This is a genomic window from Streptomyces thermocarboxydus (assembly GCF_024760485.1).
Lineage (GTDB): Bacteria > Actinomycetota > Actinomycetes > Streptomycetales > Streptomycetaceae > Streptomyces > Streptomyces cellulosae.
In genome coordinates this window covers 6,062,538-6,079,875 of sequence record NZ_CP058273.1, presented here as the reverse complement: position 1 = coordinate 6,079,875, position 17,338 = coordinate 6,062,538, and the positions used below count along the sequence as shown (strand labels likewise).

Annotated in this window: 14 protein-coding genes; 8 read left to right on the top strand and 6 right to left on the bottom strand. The window is 71.8% G+C overall.

Translation table 11 applies throughout. From position 1 onward, the window contains the following. Nucleotides 1-3: 3 nt before the first annotated feature. Together AY578_RS27850 and AY578_RS27845 are read right to left on the bottom strand one after the other, a co-directional pair. A complete protein-coding gene (locus tag AY578_RS27850; protein ID WP_019521717.1) occupies nucleotides 4-144 on the bottom strand; it encodes an MFS transporter small subunit in 141 nt (46 codons plus the stop codon). Beyond that, nucleotides 113-1,465, bottom strand: a complete 1,353-nt coding sequence (locus AY578_RS27845) for an OFA family MFS transporter (RefSeq protein WP_028961418.1) — start codon at nucleotides 1,463-1,465, stop codon at nucleotides 113-115. The genes AY578_RS27850 and AY578_RS27845 overlap by 32 nt, the downstream gene beginning before the upstream one ends. 179 nt (nucleotides 1,466-1,644) lie before the next feature. Here AY578_RS27845 and AY578_RS27840 point away from each other — a divergent pair, with 179 nt between their 5' ends. From AY578_RS27840 to fdhD, 5 genes are read left to right on the top strand one after another with little or no spacing between them, the layout of a single operon-like run. Continuing rightward, entirely contained in the window at nucleotides 1,645-2,616 is a 972-nt protein-coding gene (locus tag AY578_RS27840; RefSeq protein WP_019521719.1) for a 2-dehydropantoate 2-reductase, read from the top strand. Continuing rightward, nucleotides 2,613-4,538: a molybdopterin oxidoreductase family protein gene (locus tag AY578_RS27835; protein ID WP_019521720.1), complete on the top strand. Its 1,926-nt coding sequence runs from the start codon at nucleotides 2,613-2,615 to the stop codon at nucleotides 4,536-4,538. Before AY578_RS27840 ends, AY578_RS27835 begins: the two co-directional genes overlap by 4 nt. 6 nt (nucleotides 4,539-4,544) lie before the next feature. Then, nucleotides 4,545-6,401, top strand: a complete 1,857-nt coding sequence (locus AY578_RS27830; protein WP_019521721.1) for an NAD(P)H-dependent oxidoreductase subunit E — start codon at nucleotides 4,545-4,547, stop codon at nucleotides 6,399-6,401. Beyond that, nucleotides 6,398-7,258 (top strand): 2Fe-2S iron-sulfur cluster-binding protein, encoded by an 861-nt coding sequence (locus AY578_RS27825; RefSeq protein WP_019521722.1) that lies wholly within the window; start codon nucleotides 6,398-6,400, stop codon nucleotides 7,256-7,258. Before AY578_RS27830 ends, AY578_RS27825 begins: the two co-directional genes overlap by 4 nt. 17 nt (nucleotides 7,259-7,275) lie before the next feature. Then, entirely contained in the window at nucleotides 7,276-8,124 is an 849-nt protein-coding gene (gene fdhD, locus AY578_RS27820) for a formate dehydrogenase accessory sulfurtransferase FdhD (protein ID WP_136239121.1), read from the top strand. 96 nt (nucleotides 8,125-8,220) lie between these two features. Here fdhD and AY578_RS27815 read toward each other — a convergent pair whose 3' ends face one another. Further along, entirely contained in the window at nucleotides 8,221-9,261 is a 1,041-nt protein-coding gene (locus AY578_RS27815; RefSeq protein WP_026243344.1) for a bile acid:sodium symporter family protein, read from the bottom strand. Nucleotides 9,262-9,464: 203 nt separating this feature from the next. On the opposite strand from AY578_RS27815, the gene AY578_RS27810 reads away from it, so the two are divergent. The 3 genes from AY578_RS27810 to AY578_RS27800 all read left to right on the top strand — a co-directional run bounded on the left by AY578_RS27810 (nucleotide 9,465) and on the right by AY578_RS27800 (nucleotide 13,402). Continuing rightward, nucleotides 9,465-10,346: a LysR family transcriptional regulator gene (locus tag AY578_RS27810; protein ID WP_136239120.1), complete on the top strand. Its 882-nt coding sequence runs from the start codon at nucleotides 9,465-9,467 to the stop codon at nucleotides 10,344-10,346. A 313-nt stretch (nucleotides 10,347-10,659) separates the two neighbouring features. Next, the gene (locus tag AY578_RS27805; RefSeq protein ID WP_136239119.1) at nucleotides 10,660-12,486 is read left to right on the top strand and encodes an AMP-dependent synthetase/ligase; all 1,827 of its coding nucleotides are present in this window, start codon (nucleotides 10,660-10,662) and stop codon (nucleotides 12,484-12,486) included. A 124-nt stretch (nucleotides 12,487-12,610) separates the two neighbouring features. Beyond that, nucleotides 12,611-13,402, top strand: coding sequence for an aldo/keto reductase (locus AY578_RS27800; RefSeq protein ID WP_051101566.1), 792 nt, complete (start codon nucleotides 12,611-12,613; stop codon nucleotides 13,400-13,402). Between the two features lie 66 nt (nucleotides 13,403-13,468). Here the strand turns inward: AY578_RS27800 and AY578_RS27795 are convergent, their stop codons facing one another. The 3 genes from AY578_RS27795 to AY578_RS27785 form a co-directional block, all read right to left on the bottom strand. Further along, on the bottom strand, nucleotides 13,469-14,173 hold the full coding sequence (locus tag AY578_RS27795; RefSeq protein WP_019521728.1) for an SDR family oxidoreductase: 705 nt from the start codon (nucleotides 14,171-14,173) through the stop codon (nucleotides 13,469-13,471). Nucleotides 14,174-14,242: 69 nt separating this feature from the next. Further along, nucleotides 14,243-15,157, bottom strand: a complete 915-nt coding sequence (locus tag AY578_RS27790; RefSeq protein ID WP_136239118.1) for a class I SAM-dependent methyltransferase — start codon at nucleotides 15,155-15,157, stop codon at nucleotides 14,243-14,245. 146 nt (nucleotides 15,158-15,303) lie between these two features. Then, nucleotides 15,304-17,031: a glycoside hydrolase family 6 protein gene (locus AY578_RS27785; protein WP_136239117.1), complete on the bottom strand. Its 1,728-nt coding sequence runs from the start codon at nucleotides 17,029-17,031 to the stop codon at nucleotides 15,304-15,306. Nucleotides 17,032-17,338: the final 307 nt, after the last annotated feature.

The window sequence follows — 17,338 nt, the reverse complement described above, 5'->3', positions numbered from 1 at the left end:
GGATCACCCGGTGAACAGCTGCGTCGCCTTCCGCACCAGCTCGTACAGGCCGTAGGCGAGCGGGAGGCCCACCCACACCCAGGAGAAGGCGATCAGCGCGCGGCGCGACGGCTCAGGCGGACTCGGGCTGCTCTCGCCGGTCATCGGCGGCCTCCTTCGACGTGGCGGCCGGCGTCTCGGCTGCCGGTTCGTGGTGACGCGGGTGGACGGGGCGGACCAGTTCGTTGGCGACGAAGCCGACGGCCAGCAGTCCGATCATGACGACCAGGGAGACGCCGTACAGGGACGGGCCGTGCTTGCCGGCCTCCTCCTGCCGGTCGGCGACCCAGTTGACGATGAGCGGTCCGAGCACGCCGGCGGTGGACCAGGCGGTGAGCAGCCGGCCGTGGATGGCGCCCACCTGGTAGGTGCCGAACAGGTCCTTCAGATACGCCGGGACGGTCGCGAAGCCTCCTCCGTAGAAGGAGAGGATGACGAGCGCGGCCAGCACGAACAGCGGCTTGGAGGAGTCGCCGAGCGACCAGATGAGGGCGTACATCAGCGCGCCGACGCCGAGGTAGACGCGGTAGATGTTCTTCCGGCCGATGAGGTCGGAGGTGGTGGACCAGCCGATGCGGCCCGCCATGTTGGCGGCGGACAGCAGGGCGACGAAGCCGGCGGCGGCCGTGGCGGACACCGGCGCGGAGCTGTCCGCGAAGAAGTCCGTGATCATCGGCGCGGCCTTCTCCAGGATGCCGATGCCGGCGGTCACGTTCATGCAGAGCACGATCCACAGCAGCCAGAACTGCGGGGTGCGCACGGCGGACCGGGCGGAGACCTGCGGACCGGCCGTGACGGCGGGCGCGTCGGCTGCCGGCCGCACGGAGGGCGGCACCCGCACGAGCAGCACGCCGAGCGACATGAACAGCGCGTACGTCAGCCCGTGCACGAGGAAGGCGTACGCGATGCCAACGTTGTCGGCGCCGAAGGACTCGAGCATCTGCGCCGACCAGGGGGAGGCGATCAGCGCGCCGCCGCCGAAGCCCATGATGGCGATGCCGGTGGCCATGCCTGGGCGATCCGGGAACCACTTGATGAGCGTGGAGACGGGCGAGATGTAGCCGATGCCCAGACCGATGCCGCCGACGAAGCCGTAGCCGAACACGATCAGCCAGTACTGCTCCGTGGCCGCGCCCAGCGCGGAGAGCAGGAAGCCGGAGGAGAAGCAGATCAGGGCGACCGTCATCGCCCAGCGCGGGCCCCGGCGTTCGACGAGGGTGCCGCCGAAGGCCGCGGACAGGCCGAGCATGACGATGCCGAGCTGGAAGGGCAGCGCGCTCTGGGTGCCGCTGAGGTCGAGCGCGGACTCCAGCGGCGGTTTGAACACGCTCCAGGCGTAGGCCTGGCCGATGGAGAGGTGTACGGCGAGCGCGGCGGGCGGCACGAGCCAGCGGCTCCAGCCCGGCGGTGCGACGGGGGGACTCATGAGTCCCCAACCGTAGGGAGTGATCAGTTCCTTGAAAAGACTGTTGAGCGGACAACCACTACTGCTGCACAAAGCCTTGTCGGCCTTGTCTCCATACTGTAGACAATATTTCGTCGACAGAGATTCGGCGATTCTCCCGGTTCTTCGGTATCCCTCGACCGGACGGAGCTCCCTTCGCCATGAAAGTCGCAGTCCTCGGCGCCGGTGCGATCGGCGCCTACGTGGGCGCCGCGCTCCACCGCGCGGGCGCCGACGTGCATCTCATCGCCCGTGGACCGCATCTCGCGGCCATGAGGCAGGACGGAGTACGGGTACGCAGCCCGCGCGGCGACTTCACCGCGCGACCCCACGCCACCGACGATCCCGCCGAGGTCGGCCCCGCCGACTACGTGTTCCTGGGTCTCAAGGCCAACTCGTACGCGGCGTGCGGGCCGCTGATCGAGCCGCTGCTGCACGACACGACGGCCGTGGTGGCCGCCCAGAACGGCATCCCCTGGTGGTACTTCCACCGGCACGGCGGCCCGTACGACGGACGCCGGCTGGAGAGCGTGGACCCCGGCGGCACGGTCAGCGCGGTGCTCGCGCCCGAACGCGCCGTCGGCTGCGTGGTGTACGCGGCCACCGAACTCGAACAGCCCGGTGTCGTACGGCATGTGGAAGGCACCCGCTTCTCGATCGGCGAACCCGACCGCAGCGTCTCCGCGCGCTGTCTCGCCCTGAGCGACGCCATGCGGGCGGGCGGTCTGAAGTGCCCGGTCGAGCCGGACCTGCGGGGCGACATCTGGCTCAAGCTGCTGGGCAACATCTCCTTCAACCCGATCAGCGCCCTGGTGCGGGCCACCATGCGGCAGATGTGCCTGCACGGCGGCACCCGCCAGGTCATCGAGACGATGATGTCCGAGACCCTGGCCGTCGCCCGTGCGCTCGGCTGCGAGGTCGGCGTCTCCATCGAACGGCGGCTGGCCGGCGCCGAGCGGGTCGGCGACCACCGCACCTCCACGCTGCAGGACCTGGAACGCGGCAAGCCGCTGGAGCTCGACGTGCTGCTCACGGCCGTGGTCGAGCTGGCGGAAATCACCGGCGTTCCCGTGCCGACCCTGCGCACCGTGCACGCCCTGTCCGACCTGCTCGCGCTGAGGAGCGCCGCATGAGGAAACGCGACCGGATCCCGAAGACCTACACCCGTCTCACCCACCCCCTCGTCCGCGACTCACGGGACGAACCGTTCCGCCGGGCCACCTGGGACGAGGCGCTGGACCGCACCGCGCGCGCACTGGAGGCGGCGCGCGGCGCGTTCGGCATGTTCTCCTGCTCCCGCGCCACCAACGAGATGAACTACGTGGCGCAGAAGTTCGCCCGGGTCGTCATGGGCACCAACAACGTCGACTCCTGCAACCGCACCTGTCACGCGCCCTCGGTCGCCGGGCTGTCGGCCGCGTTCGGCTCGGGCGGCGGCACCTCGTCGTACGAGGAGGTGGAGCACACCGACCTCATCGTGATGTGGGGCTCCAACGCCCGCTTCGCGCACCCGATCTTCTTCCAGCATGTGCTGAAGGGCATCCACAACGGAGCCCGGATGTACGCGGTCGACCCGCGCCGGACGTCCACCGCGGAGTGGGCGGAGAGCTGGCTCGGGCTGAACGTCGGCACGGACATCGCGATGGCCCACGCGATCGGCCGCGAGATCATCCACGCGGGCCTGGTCAACGAGGCGTTCGTACGGCGCGCCACCACCGGCTTCGAGGAGTACAAGGAACTCGTCGAGCCGTGGACGCTGTCCCTCGCCTCGAAGGTGACCGGCGTCCCGGCCGCGGCGATACGGGAGCTGGCGCACGCCTACGCCCGAGCCGAACGCGCCCAGCTGTGCTGGACCCTGGGCATCACCGAGCACCACAACGGCACCGACAACGTGCGCGCCCTGGTCAACCTCGCGCTGCTCACCGGCCACGTCGGCCGCTACGGCTCGGGGCTCCAGCCGCTGCGCGGGCAGAACAACGTGCAGGGCGGCGGCGACATGGGCGCGATCCCCAACCGGCTGCCCGGCTTCCAGGACCCCCTCGACGCGGGCGTGCGCGCCAAGTTCGAGGCCGCCTGGGACACCGTCATCCAGCCCCGGTACGGGATGACGCTGACGGAGATGTTCGAGGCGATGGACGACGGGTCGCTGCGCGCCGTCTACTGCATCGGCGAGAACCCGGCCCAGTCGGAGGCGGACACCGACCAGGCCGTGCGCCGGCTCAAGGAGCTGGACTTCCTGGTGGTGCAGGACATCTTCCTGACGAAGACCGCCGAACTGGCCGACGTGGTGCTGCCCGCGACCGCCGGCTGGGCCGAGACCGAGGGCACCACCACCAACAGCGAACGCCGGGTGCAGCGCGTCCGCCGGGCCGTGACCCCGCCCGGGGAGGCCCGCGAGGACATCGACATCCTCTGCGACCTCGCCGGACGCCTCGGCCACGACTGGAAGTACGAGGACGCCGAGGCCGTGTGGGACGAGCTGCGCGCGGTCTCCCCCGACCACCACGGCATGACGTACGAGCGGCTCGAGGAGCACCAGGGCATCCAGTGGCCGTGCCCGAGCACGGACCGCCTCGAACCACCGTATCTGCACGGCCGGTTGTGGGAGAGGGACCCGGAACGCCGGGGCCGTCCGGCGCCGTTCGGGATCGTGCAGCACGACCCGCCGGTGGACCTCACCGACGAGCGGTACCCGGTCCGGCTCACCACGGGACGGCGCCTGGACTCCTACAACACCGGGGTGCAGAGCGGCAGTTTCGCCTCCCCGCTGCGGCGCGGCGAGTACGTCGAGCTGAGCCCCGAGGACGCCGAGCGGTACGGCGTCGTGGTGGGCGAGGAGGTGCTCGTGACCTCGCGGCGCGGGTCCGTGCGGGCGCCGGTGTGGGTGGACCCCGCGCTGCGGCCGGGGCTCGCGTTCATGACGTTCCACTTTCCCGACGAGGTGGACACCAACCAGCTGACGATCGAGGCGAACTGCCCGATCGCGGGGACGGCGGAGTTCAAGGCGTCGGCGATCCGGATCGAGAAGCTCCCGGCCCCGACACACGTGAGGTGAGCAAGCGTGGACCTGCGTTTCGGCGACAGCAAACCGACCGACGAGGAGCGCGCCGCCGTCGACGCCCTGCTCGGGCCGCCCGAGTCGTCCTGGGAGGGCGCCGACCGCTCCGACGCGGACCTGAGGTGGGCGCGCGGCGGACGGGCCGCGCGTGACCGCCGCGACCTGCTGCTGCCGGGGCTGCACGCGCTGAACGACCGGGTCGGCTGGATCAGCGAGGGCGGTCTCGACTACCTGTGCCGCCGGCTGACGGTCCCGCCGTCCGAGGCGTACGGCGTGGCGACGTTCTACGCCATGTTCTCCGTCCGCCCTCGCCCGGCCACCGTGCTGCACGTGTGCACGGACCTGGCCTGCGCGGCGGCCGGCGCGCCGAAGCTGTGCGAGGCGGTGGAGACGCGCCTGGGCCCGGAGTCGGGGGTGAAGGTGGAGCGCAGTCCGTGTCTGGGCCTGTGCGAGCGGGCCCCGGCGGCGCTGGTGGTACGGGCCGGGGAGGACGCGGCCCGTGCGACGGCCGGCGGCGGGACGCCACGGGCGACCGCGGTGTCCGCCCCCGCCACCCCCGACGCCGTGGTCCGCGCGGCGCTCGCGCCGGAGAACGCGCCCGAGGAGCCCGCCGCCGCCGTGGCGGTCCCGCAGGCGCCCGACCCGGACCTGCTCCTGCTGGGCCGCGTCGGCACCGTGGACCCCGCCGGCCTGGACGACTACCGGGCGCACGGCGGGTACACCGCGCTGCGCCGCGCCTTCGCGCTCGGGCCCGCCGGGGTGATCCGGGAGGTGACCGACTCCGGGCTGCTGGGCCGGGGCGGCGCGGCCTTCCCCACCGGCCGCAAGTGGCAGGCCACCGCCTCCCAGCCGGACCATCCGCACTACCTGGTGTGCAACGCCGACGAGTCCGAGCCGGGCACCTTCAAGGACCGCGTGCTGATGGAGGGCGACCCGTACGCGCTGGTCGAGGCCATGACGATCGCGGCGTACGCGACCGGCGCCCGGCACGGCTACCTGTATCTGCGCGGCGAGTACCCGCGCGCCCTGGAGCGCATGGGGCACGCGATCGCGCAGGCCCGCGCCCGGGGTCTGCTCGGCGACGACATCCTGGGCCAGGGGTTCTCCTTCGACATCGAGATCCGGCGCGGCGCGGGCGCCTACATCTGCGGCGAGGAGACGGCCCTGTTCAACTCCATCGAGGGCTACCGGGGCGAGCCGCGCTCCAAGCCGCCGTTCCCGGTGGAGAAGGGCCTGTTCGGCAGGCCGACGGTCGCGAACAACGTGGAGACCCTGGTCAACGTGCTGCCGGTGCTCACGCTGGGCGCACAGGCGTACGCGGCGATCGGCACCGGCGCGTCCACCGGCCCCAAGCTGTTCTGCGTCTCGGGCAGCGTGGACCGCCCGGGCATCTACGAGCTGCCGTTCGGCGCGACGCTCGGCGAGCTGCTGGAGCTGGCCGGGGTGCGGGACGGGCTGAGGGCGGTGCTGCTGGGCGGGGCCGCCGGCGGGTTCGTCCGCCCCGACGAGCTGGACATCCCGCTCACCTTCGAGGGCACCCGCGCGGCCGGCGCCACCCTCGGCTCCGGTGTGGTCATGGCGCTCGACGACACCGTCCCGCTCCCCCGTCTGCTGCTGCGCATCGCGGAGTTCTTCCGCGACGAGTCCTGCGGGCAGTGCGTGCCGTGCCGGGTCGGCACCGTGCGGCAGGAGGAGGCGCTGCACCGGATCGCCGAGCGCACCGGCGCGGACGCCGCCGCCGACATCACCCTGCTGCGCGAGGTGGGGCGCGCGATGCGGGACGCCTCGATCTGCGGTCTGGGCCAGACCGCGTGGAACGCCGTGGAATCCGCCATCGACCGTCTGGGGGCGTACGAATGACCGTGACACCGCTGGGGATCCCCCGCCGTCTGCTGGAGTTCACCCTCGACGGGGAGCCGGTGCGGGCGCCCGAGGGGTCGACGATCCTGGACGCCTGCCGGGCCGCCGGGAAGGACATCCCGACGCTGTGCGAGGGCGACACCCTCACCCCGAAGAACGCCTGCCGGGTCTGCGTGGTCGAGGTCGAGGGCTCGCGCACCCTGGTGCCGGCCTGCTCGCGCAAGGCCGAGGCGGGCATGGAGGTGCGCACCGGCAGCGAGCGGGCCCGGCACAGCCGCAAGGTCGTCCTGGAACTGCTCGCCTCCTCGGTCGACCTGTCGACGACGCCCCGGGTCGCCGAGTGGCTGAAGGAGTACGAGGCGAAGCCGGACCGCTTCGGCCCGGACGCGGCCAGGGTGAACGAGGAGCCCCGCGTCGACAACGACCTCTACGTGCGCGACTACGGCAAATGCATCCTCTGCTACAAGTGCGTGGACGCCTGCGGCGACCAGTGGCAGAACTCCTTCGCGATCTCCGTCGCCGGGCGCGGCTTCGACGCCCGGATCGCCGTGGAGCACGACGCGCCGCTCACCGACTCGGCGTGCGTGTACTGCGGCAACTGCATCGAGGTGTGCCCCACGGGTGCGCTCTCGTTCAAATCGGAGTTCGACATGCGTGCCGCGGGTACGTGGGACGAGTCGCGGCAGACGCGCACGACCACCGTGTGCGCCTACTGCGGGGTGGGCTGCAACCTGACGCTCCATGTGCAGGACAATGAGATCGTGAAGGTCACGTCGCCGCACGACAACCCGGTGACCCACGGCAACCTGTGCATCAAGGGCCGGTTCGGCTACCAGCACGTGCAGAGCCGGGACTGAACGGAACGGACAGGAACATGGGACGAGTCACGGAACGACGCAAGGTGATCCGCATCCGGGACGGGGCGGTCTCCACCCGACCGGACACGCTCGTCGCCGAGGAACCCCTGGAGATCCGGCTCAACGGCAAACCCCTGGCGATCACCATGCGCACCCCGGGCGACGACTTCGCGCTGGCGGCCGGCTTCCTGGTCAGCGAGGGCGTCCTGGCGACCGCCTCGGACCTGCGCAACATCGTGTACTGCGCCGGGGCCACCGCCGACGGGTCGAACACGTACAACGTGGTCGACGTGTCGACGGCGCCCGGGGTGGCCCTCCCCGACATCACCCTGGAGCGCAACGTCTACACCACCTCGTCCTGCGGGCTGTGCGGCAAGGCCAGCCTGGACGCGGTGCGCACCACGACCCGTCACCCGATCGCGGACACCCCGCCGCTGCGGGTGACGCCCGAGCTGCTGGCGGAGCTGCCGGACCGGCTGCGGGCGGCCCAGCGGGTCTTCGACCGCACCGGCGGGCTGCACGCGGCGGCCCTGTTCGACGAGCACGGCGAACTCCTCGACGTACGGGAGGACGTGGGCCGGCACAACGCGGTCGACAAGCTGGTCGGCCGCGCCCTGCAGAGCGGGAGCCTGCCGCTGTCCCGCACGGTCCTCATGGTGTCGGGGCGGGCCTCGTTCGAGCTGGCGCAGAAGGCGGTCATGGCCGGCATCCCGGTGCTGGCGGCGGTCTCCGCGCCGTCCTCGCTCGCCGTGGACCTGGCGGCGGAGACCGGCATGACGCTGGTGGGCTTCCTGCGGGGCAGTTCCATGAACGTGTACGCGGGTGAGGAGCGGATCGCCCTGCGGGCCGCGGCCGTCAGGGCCTGACCGCACCCCCTCGCTGCACGGCGGCGGGGCCCCACCCGGCGGGGAGCGCCCCCTGCGCCGCGGGGCCCCGCCTCGGCCGGCTCCGGCGCCTCGGGCTCAGCCGGAGCGTGTCCCCGTACCGGCCCCGGCAGGTGACGGTGCGAGCCGGTCCTCCGGGGCGGCCTCCGGGACGGGGTCCTTGGAGCGGCGCTTGGCGATGACCGCGCACACCATGAGCTGCATCTGGTGGAAGAGCATCAGCGGCAGCACGGCCAGCGAGGCGTGCGCCCCGAACAGCACACTCGCCATGGGCAGTCCCGCGGCCAGCGACTTCTTCGACCCCGCGAACTGGATGGCGATGCGGTCCTCCCGGCCGAAGCCGAGGCCCTTGGCGCCGTACCAGGTGAGGGCCAGCATCACGGCGAGCAGCACGGCCTCGACGACGAGCAGCCCGCCGAGCCGGCCGGGGCTCACCTGGCTCCAGACGCCCTGCACCATCCCCTCGCTGAACGCGGTGTAGACGACGAGCAGGATGGAGCCGCGGTCCACCAGACCCAGCACCTTGCGGTGGCGGGCGACGAAGCCGCCGATCCAGCGGCGGGTGACCTGCCCGGCGAGGAACGGCACCAGCAGCTGGAGCACGATCTTCACCACCGAGTCGCCGGAGAAGCCGCCCCCGCTGCCGCCGAGCAGCGCCGCCGCGAGCAGCGGGGTGAGGACGATGCCGGCCAGCGAGGAGAACGACCCGGCGCAGATCGCGGCGGGCACGTTGCCGCGGGCGATCGAGGTGAACGCGATCGACGACTGGATGGTGGACGGGACCAGGGTGCAGAACAGCAGGCCCTGGTACAGCGGGTCGGTGAGGAACACCGGGACGAGTCCGCGGGAGGCCAGGCCCAGCAGCGGGAAGACGACGAACGTGCAGGCCAGGACGGTGACGTGGAGCCGCCAGTGCTTGAGTCCGTCCAGCGCCTCACGGGTGGAGAGACGGGCGCCGTAGAGGAAGAACAGGAACGCGATCGCGGCGGTGGAGGCGCCGGACGCGACCTCGGCGCCGGCGCCCCGGGCGGGCAGCAGCGCGGCCACGCCCACCGTGCCGAGCAGGAGCGTGATGTACGGGTCGATCGGCATCCAGCGCGGCCAGTGCAGGCGATTCACGGTGCTCCACGTGCTCGGGTGTGTGTGCTCGGCGGTGCGGTCCCCCGGTGCGGGTGCCCCGGGGCGGCGGGGACAAAGGAATCCCCGCTTCATGGGGACAAGGGGTCCCCGCTCCATCCTGCTCCTCCGTTCCGTGATCGGGAATCCCGTACACCGCTCTCACTGTGATCGTGCTCCGTGATGACCGGAGTAGGCTGCCGGGCATGTACGAGCCCACCCACCTGCGGACCTTCCTGTCCGTCGCGCAGACGCTGAGCTTCACGCAGGCGGCGCGGCGGCTGGGGCTGCGCCAGTCGACGGTGAGCCAGCACGTGCGGCGGCTGGAGGAGGCCACCGGGCGGCAGCTGTTCACACGGGACACCCACTCCGTGGAGCTGACCGAGGACGGCGAGGCGATGCTCGGTTTCGCGCGCCGCATCCTCGACGTGCACGAGCAGGCGGCGCAGTTCTTCACCGGCACCCGGCTGCGCGGACGGCTGCGGTTCGGGGCGTCCGAGGACTTCGTGCTGACCCGGCTGCCGGAGATCCTCGAACGGTTCCGGCACGAGCACCCGGAGGTCGATCTGGAGCTGACGGTCGAGCTGTCGGGCACCCTGCACGAGCAGCTCGCCGCGGGCCACCTCGACCTGGTGCTGGCCAAGCGGCGGCCCGAGGACCCGCGTCCTGACCCGCACCGGCTGGTGTGGCAGGACGAGCTGGTGTGGATCGGCGCGCCGGGGCTGCGGCTCGACCCGCACCGCCCGGTGCCGCTGATCGTCTACCCGCCGCCGGGCATCACCCGGGACCTGGCGCTGCGGGCGCTGGAGCGGGAGGGCCGGCAGTGGCGGATCGTGTGCAGCAGCGGCAGCCTCAACGGGCTGCTCGCGGCGGCGCGGGCGGGGCTCGGGGTGATGGTGCACGCGCGGGGGCTGATCCCGCCGGGGCTGGTGCGGATGCCGGAGCGGGCGGGGCTGCCGGAGCCGGGGTCGGTGGACTTCGTGGTGGTGCACGGCCGGCGGCGGCCCTCGGCGCAGGGCGCGGCGGACGCGCTCGCGGCGGCGATCCTGGCGGGCGGCGACCGGCTGCACCGCGGCGGTCAGGGGTGACGGCCCGGGGAGAGTGACGGTCCGGGCCGCCCGTGCGCTGAGCTGGGTGGGGGCCGTTGACTCGCCCATGGGCGAGTCATGCGGTCGTACAGATTCCGTGGAGATTGCGGCACCGAAACTTACTCCACCGTCAGGATTGTGCCCGGACCCTACCCACTTGCGAGGTTTCTCCTTCACCCGTCGGCGGTGTCGCGCCCTTTGCGCGGTTTTCCACCCCCTCCCGCCCCCCGATTCCGTGGGGTAGCTTTCACCGCGCTGTGCGGGACGACGGTGTTGCCGCACCGGTCCGAGCGCCAGGAAGCGGGGAGCGGGATTGCGCGAGTTCACCAACCCTCCGTTGTCACAGGTGCCCGCGGTGGGCGGTCTGGCCGACGTGGTGTTCCAGTACGCCGAGGAGGAGCCGCTGCGCGTGGCGCTCGGCCGCAAGGACGACGACGGCCACTGGCGCGACGTGACCTGCGCCGAGTTCCGTGACGAGGTGCTCGCCCTGGCGAAGGGCCTGCTGGCGAGCGGCATCCGGTTCGGCGACCGCGTCGCGATCATGTCCCGTACCCGCTACGAGTGGACCCTGTTCGACTTCGCGCTGTGGTCCGTCGGCGCGCAGGTCGTCCCCGTCTACCCGACGTCGTCGGCCGAGCAGTGCTCGTGGATGCTGCACGACGCGGAGGTGACGGCGGCGGTCGTGGAGCACGAGGACCACGCGATGACCATCGCGACGGTCATCGACCGGCTGCCGCGGATGCGCCGGCTGTGGCAGCTCGACGCGGGCGCGGTGCAGGAGCTGTACGACGCGGGCGCGCACCTCGAGGACGACGTGGTGCACCGGCACCGGCGGGCGGTCACCCCCGACTCGACGGCGACGGTCATCTACACCTCGGGCACCACCGGCCGCCCCAAGGGCTGCGTCCTGTCGCACGGCAACTTCATGTACGAGGCGGAAACCGTCATCGAGCGCTGGGAGCCGGTGTTCCACTCCAAGCGGGGCGACGAGGCGTCGACGCTGCTGTTCCTGCCGCTGGCGCACGTCTTCGGGCGGATGGTGGAGGTCGCGGCGATCCGCGGCAAGGTGAAGTTCGGCCACCAGCCGCAGCTCAACGCGGCCGCGCTGATGCCCGATCTGGCCGCTTTCCGGCCGACGTTCATCCTGGCCGTGCCGTACATCTTCGAGAAGGTGTTCAACGCGGCGCGGCGCAAGGCCGAGCGGGAGGGGCGCGCGGGGCCGTTCGAGAAGGCGGTCGACGTGGCCGTGCGGTACGCCGACGCGATGGAGGAGAGAGCCTGGGGCACGGGTCCCGGCCCGTCCGCGGGGCTGCGGATGCAGCACCAGCTCTTCGAGAAGCTGGTGTACTCCAAGATCCGGGCCGCGATGGGCGGCAGGATCCGGCACGCCATGTCGGGCGGGTCGGCGATGGACCGGCGCCTCGGCCTGTTCTTCGCGGGCGCGGGCGTGCACATCTACGAGGGGTACGGGCTGACGGAGTCGACCGCCGCCGCCACCGCGAACCCGCCGGAGCGCACCCGCTACGGCACGGTCGGGCAGCCGATCCCCGGGGTGAGCGTGCACATCGCGGACGACGGCGAGATCTGGCTGCACGGCGAGAACGTCTTCCAGGGCTACCTCAACAACCCCAAGGCCACCGACGAGACGCTGCACGACGGCTGGCTCGCCACCGGCGACCTGGGCTCCCTGGACGAGGACGGCTACCTGACCATCACCGGGCGCAAGAAGGAGATCCTGGTGACGTCCGGCGGCAAGAGCGTCTCGCCGGGCGTGCTGGAGGAGCGGGTGCGCGACCATCCGCTGGTCAACCAGTGCATCGTGGTCGGCAACGACCGGCCGTACGTGGCCGCGCTGGTCACCCTGGACCAGGAGGCGGTCGAGCACTGGCTGGCGATGCGGGGGAAGCCGCGGCTCTCCCCGGCCGAACTGGTGCGCGACGCGGATCTGGAGACGGAGGTGCGGCGCGCGGTGGTCGCGGCCAACACGCTGGTCTCGCAGGCCGAGTCGATCCGCACCTTCCGCATCCTGGCGCAGCCGTTCACCGAGGAGCACGGGCTGCTCACGCCGTCGCTGAAGCTGAAGCGCAAGGCCATCGAGAAGGCGTACACGCAAGAGGTCGAGGCGCTGTACCGGGCGTGAATTCCGCGGTCAGGAATGCGGCGCGGGCTGTGATCGTTGACGATGGGGGTACACCTGACCACAACCTAAGGATCGAGAGCTCGTGAGCAAGGTCCCCCCGATCACCCTGAACAACGGCGTCGAGATGCCCCAGCTCGGGTTCGGCGTCTGGCAGGTACCGGACGCGGAGGCCGAGACGGCCGTGGCGGCGGCGCTGGAGGCCGGCTACCGCAGCATCGACACGGCCGCGATCTACGGCAACGAGGAGGGCACCGGCAAGGCCATCGCACGGTCGGGCATCCCCCGTGAGGACGTCTTCGTCACCACCAAGCTGTGGAACAGCGACCAGGGTTACGACTCCACCCTGAAGGCCTTCGACACCTCGCTGGCCAAGCTCGGCCTCGACTACGTCGACCTGTACCTCATCCACTGGCCCACCCCGGCCCGCGACCTGTACGTCGACACGTACAAGGCGTTCGAGAAGCTGCTGTCGGACGGGCGGGTGCGTGCGATCGGCGTGTCCAACTTCCTGCCGGAGCACCTGGAGCGGCTGATCGGGGAGACCTCGGTCGTCCCGGCGGTGAACCAGATCGAACTGCACCCGCACCTCCAGCAGACCGCCGCCCGGGAGTACCACGCGAAGCAGGGCATCGCCACCGAGGCCTGGTCCCCGCTCGGCTCCGGCAAGGGCATCCTCGAGATCCCTGCCATCGTGGCCATCGCGCAGAAGCACGGCCGCACGCCCGCCCAGGTGGTGCTGCGCTGGCACCTCCAGCTGGGCAACATCGTCATCCCCAAGTCGGTGACGCCGTCGCGCATCCAGGAGAACATCGACGTCTTCGGGTTCGCCCTGGACGACGAGGACCTGGCGGCGATCAGCGCGCTCAACGAGGACCGGCGGACCGGTCCGCACCCCGCGGAGTTCAACCAGGCCTGACGGCACGCACACCGGTGGCCGGCCCCCGTGGAGACGGGTGGCCGGCCACCGGCATTCCCGCACCGGTCAGTTGGGCTGCCCCAGCGGCCGGACGACCACGGTGTTGACGTCCACCCCCTCCGGCTGGCCGAGCGCCCACACCACCGACCCGGCGATCTGGTCGGCGGTCAGCAGATGCCCCGACGGCAGTCCGTCGCCGCCGTCCCAGAACGGCGTCTCCACCCGGCCCGGCGCGATCAGCGTCACCCCTACGCCCCACTCGGTGACCTGCCGCCGGGTGTTCTCGGCGAGCCCGGTGACCGCGTACTTGGTGGCCCCGTACAGATTGCCGGGCGTGGGCACGAACCCGGCGACGCTGCCCACCAGCACGATCCGTCCGCGGCTGCGCCGGAGCGCGCCGGCCGAGGCCCGGATCAGCAGGGCGGGGCCCAGCACGTTGGTGAGCACCATGTCGGTCCACCCGGCGGGGTCGCCGTCGGCGACCGTGTCGTGCGTGGCGAACCCGGCGTTGGCGACGACCGCGTCCAGCCGGCCGAACCGCGCCAGCACGGCGTCGACGGCGCCGCTCACGTCGGCGTAGTCGGCCGCGTTCCCGGGAAGCGTCAACAGCCGTTCGGGCTCCCCGAGTTCCTTGGCGAACGCGTGCAGCCGCTCCTCCCGCCGGCCGGTGACGGCGACGGCCTCCCCCGCCTCCAGCAGCCGCCGCGCCACGGCGGCGCCGATCCCGGTCCCGCCTCCGGTGATGAGCGTGACCCGCAGGTCGTCGGTCATGGGAACTCCCCTGTTGTCTCGTCGCGTGCCGGGGAGTCCATCACTTGGAGCGCTCTTCAGGTCAAGGGGTCACACCGGCCGTACCCCCGAATGGACCGTGTGGGCCGCCAGGACGAAGACGTCCGGGCGGTGGTGGACGCTCGCCGGGTCGTCCGGGTCGACGAGGCGGTCCAGGGTGGCGCGGTCGTCGGGGTCCAGATACTCGCCGAGCACCTCGCGGGTGCGGGTGAGGGAGTCGGCGACGTAGGCGCGGGCACGGTCGGGAACGGGGGCGGGGATGTCGAGGAGGAAGGTGCGCGAGCGGGTGTGGTGCAGGCCGGCCGCGGTGAGCAGCGCGGGCCAGTCTTCCACCACCGCCACCGAGCCGGGCAGTTCCTCGCGCATGCGGGTGAAGCGGTCCGCCTCCACGGCGTCGATGCGCGCCTGGAGCCCGGGGCGGCCGATGCCGATGTCGCGGGGCAGGAAGCGGGAGGACAGTCCGCCTTCCATGACGGCGAGCGTGCCGCCGGGCGCGAGCCGTTCGACGCAGGCCGCGAGCGCGGCGCCCTGGTCGCCGAGGTGGTGGATGCTGCGGCTGGCCCACAGCAGGTCGGCCGGGTAGTCCAGCTCGGCCAGCACACCGGGCATGTCACCGGTCAGGGTGGCGAAACGGTCGGCGGCGCCGATGCGTTCGGCGCGGGCGCGGGCCCGCTCCAGCAGCGGTTCGGAGCCGTCGACGGCCACGATGCGGGCGCCCGGGAAGGTCTCGGCGAACAGTCCGGAGATCACACCGGGTCCGCTGCCGGCGTCCACGATCAGCCCCGGTTCGGTGACCTCCTTGGCCAGCCAGGACAGGGCGTGCTCGTACAGCGGGGTAAACAGTTCCGCCTGGCTCTCCAGCAGGGGCGCCAGCTCGGCCCAGTCGAGGTGCTCGTGGTCGTGCCCAGGTCCCTCGTGGCCCTGACGGTGCTCGTCGTGGCCGGGTGCGTGGTGGTGGTGCGCCATGGTGGTCAGCCTCTCCGCTCGGATGCGGTCAGCGTGCGACGACGCACCGGGGACGGGCAAACCATGTTGCGGGTACGGCAAAACACCGGTGGTCCGCCGGACCGGGACCGTGCGGGGTCCGGGTCCGGCGGACGCGGGTCAGCGGGTCACGACACCGGCGGGTAGGCGTTCTTCAGCAGCTCCTGGAACTGGGCGGAGAACCAGTGCCCGGAGACCGGGGCGTCCGGAAGGGCGCCCGACATGTTGTTGTCGTTGCGCGGGTTGCCCCCGTAGGTGGGGTCGCACATCCGGTCGAAGCCCTTGCCCTCGTCGTTGTCGATCTCCTCGCTCGCGCCGTCGGACTCGCCCGGGGGCTTCATCCACACATAGGCGTCGATACCGGCCGCCGGGGACGCCTGGGGCCGCTCACCCAGACCGGCTCCGGCCTGGTTGCACCAGTTGCCCGTGTTGTACCGGCGGTCGTAGCGGCCGCCGTCGACGTAGGTGTCCACGTCGGTGGTGGCGCCGGGACCGGTGGGCCGGTTCGCACCGCCCCAGCCGTTGCGGGACGTGTCGATCAGCATGCCGATCTTCGAGTCGAAGCCGAGCGAGACCAGCTTCTGGCGCAGGGCCTGGGCGTACGACAGCTCGTCGACGTAGCGGTTCCAGCTGACCCACTTCGACTCGCGCACGGACTTGCCGCCCACGCTGTCGTTGACGGAGAAGTGGTCCTCCTCCAGCGCGCTGTAGTTGGCCGTGTTGGCGATGAAGCCGTGCACGTCGGCCACGGTCGCGCCCTCGGCGGTCGCGGCCTGCTTGAACAGCTCGGCGGAGGGGCCGAAGTTGTCGTCCCAGCCCAGCCAGCCGTGGTGGCCCGCGTCGATGTAGTTGTAGACGTTGGGCACGTCGCCCAGCTTGTTCAGGGCGTACCCGACACCCTTGATGTAGTTGCCGTTGGCCTTCATCGTGTCGCAGTTCGCCGTGGCGGTGGCCCGCGGCGACACGTTGGTGACCAGGTTGGGCAGCGAGTCGATCTCGACCGTGGTGACGATCCGCAGCGAGGCGTACTTCGAGTCGGAGAGGATCTCCGCGATCGGGTCGATGAACTCGGTCTTGTAGCGGTCGATCTCCGTCGGGCCCAGCTCGCCGTTGGAGGCGAGGGCGGCGCAGTCGCGGCCCGGGAGGTCGTAGATGACCACCTGGAAGACGAGCTCGTCGGAGCCCTTCTGGCGCAGCGCCTCGTCGAGGTGGTCGCGCAGGCCCATCTTGCCGTTGGCGCCGTCGATGGCGGCGATGCGGTCCAGCCACACACCGGTCGGCTGGTCGGCGACGGCGTCGCCGCCCGGCTCGGCGGCGGCGTTCGAGGACCACTCCGGGTTCACGTACACCTTGGCGCCGTCGTACGGGTTGTCCACCCGGTCGCCCTGGGCGGGCGGGTCGGTCGGGTCGGTCGGGTCCGTCGGGTCGGTGCCGCCGTCGTCGACGTTGCAGGTCACGCCGTCGAGGGTGAAGGTGCTGGGCACGGCGTTGGTCCCGCTGTAGCTGCCCTGGAAGCCGAAGGTTGCGGAGCCTCCGCTGGCGAGCGTGGCGTTGTACGACTCGTTGGCCGCCGTGACGTTCGCGCCGGACTGGGTGATCCGGGCGTTCCAGCCGCTGGTCACCCTCTGGTTGCCGGCGTAGGTCCAGTTCACCGCCCACGACGACTTCGCGGCGCCGTGGTTGGTGACCGTCACGGACGCGGTGAAGCCGGTGTCCCACTGGTTCTGCACGGTGTAGTCCACGGTGCAGGGGACGGCGGCCGCGCCGGCGTCGCCCGGGACGGCGGCGATCGCCGACCCGGTGGCGCCGGCGACCAGCGCCATGGCGGCGAGGAGCGCGGTTCTGGTGCGACTCATGGTGCGGGTTTCCTTATCCGTAGGGGGCGTTCCTTGTGGGCGCGCGCAGGCGTTCGCGCGGCCTGGTGCCTTACGGGGTGGGGGATGCCGTCCCGGAACCGCACGGGCGGGTCCGTGATGCCGGCCGGAGGAGTCCGGGCAGCACGACGGCACAGGGATCCCACGGTGACGAGCGCCCCCGCGTCAGGTGCTCCGCACATGTACGGGGATGGCTAAAAGTACTGAACGCGGGGGGTGGCTCATCGAGCGACTCCTTGCAGCTCGGACGCGTCGTGACCGACGCGTCGACTGATGGAACCGCTCCCAC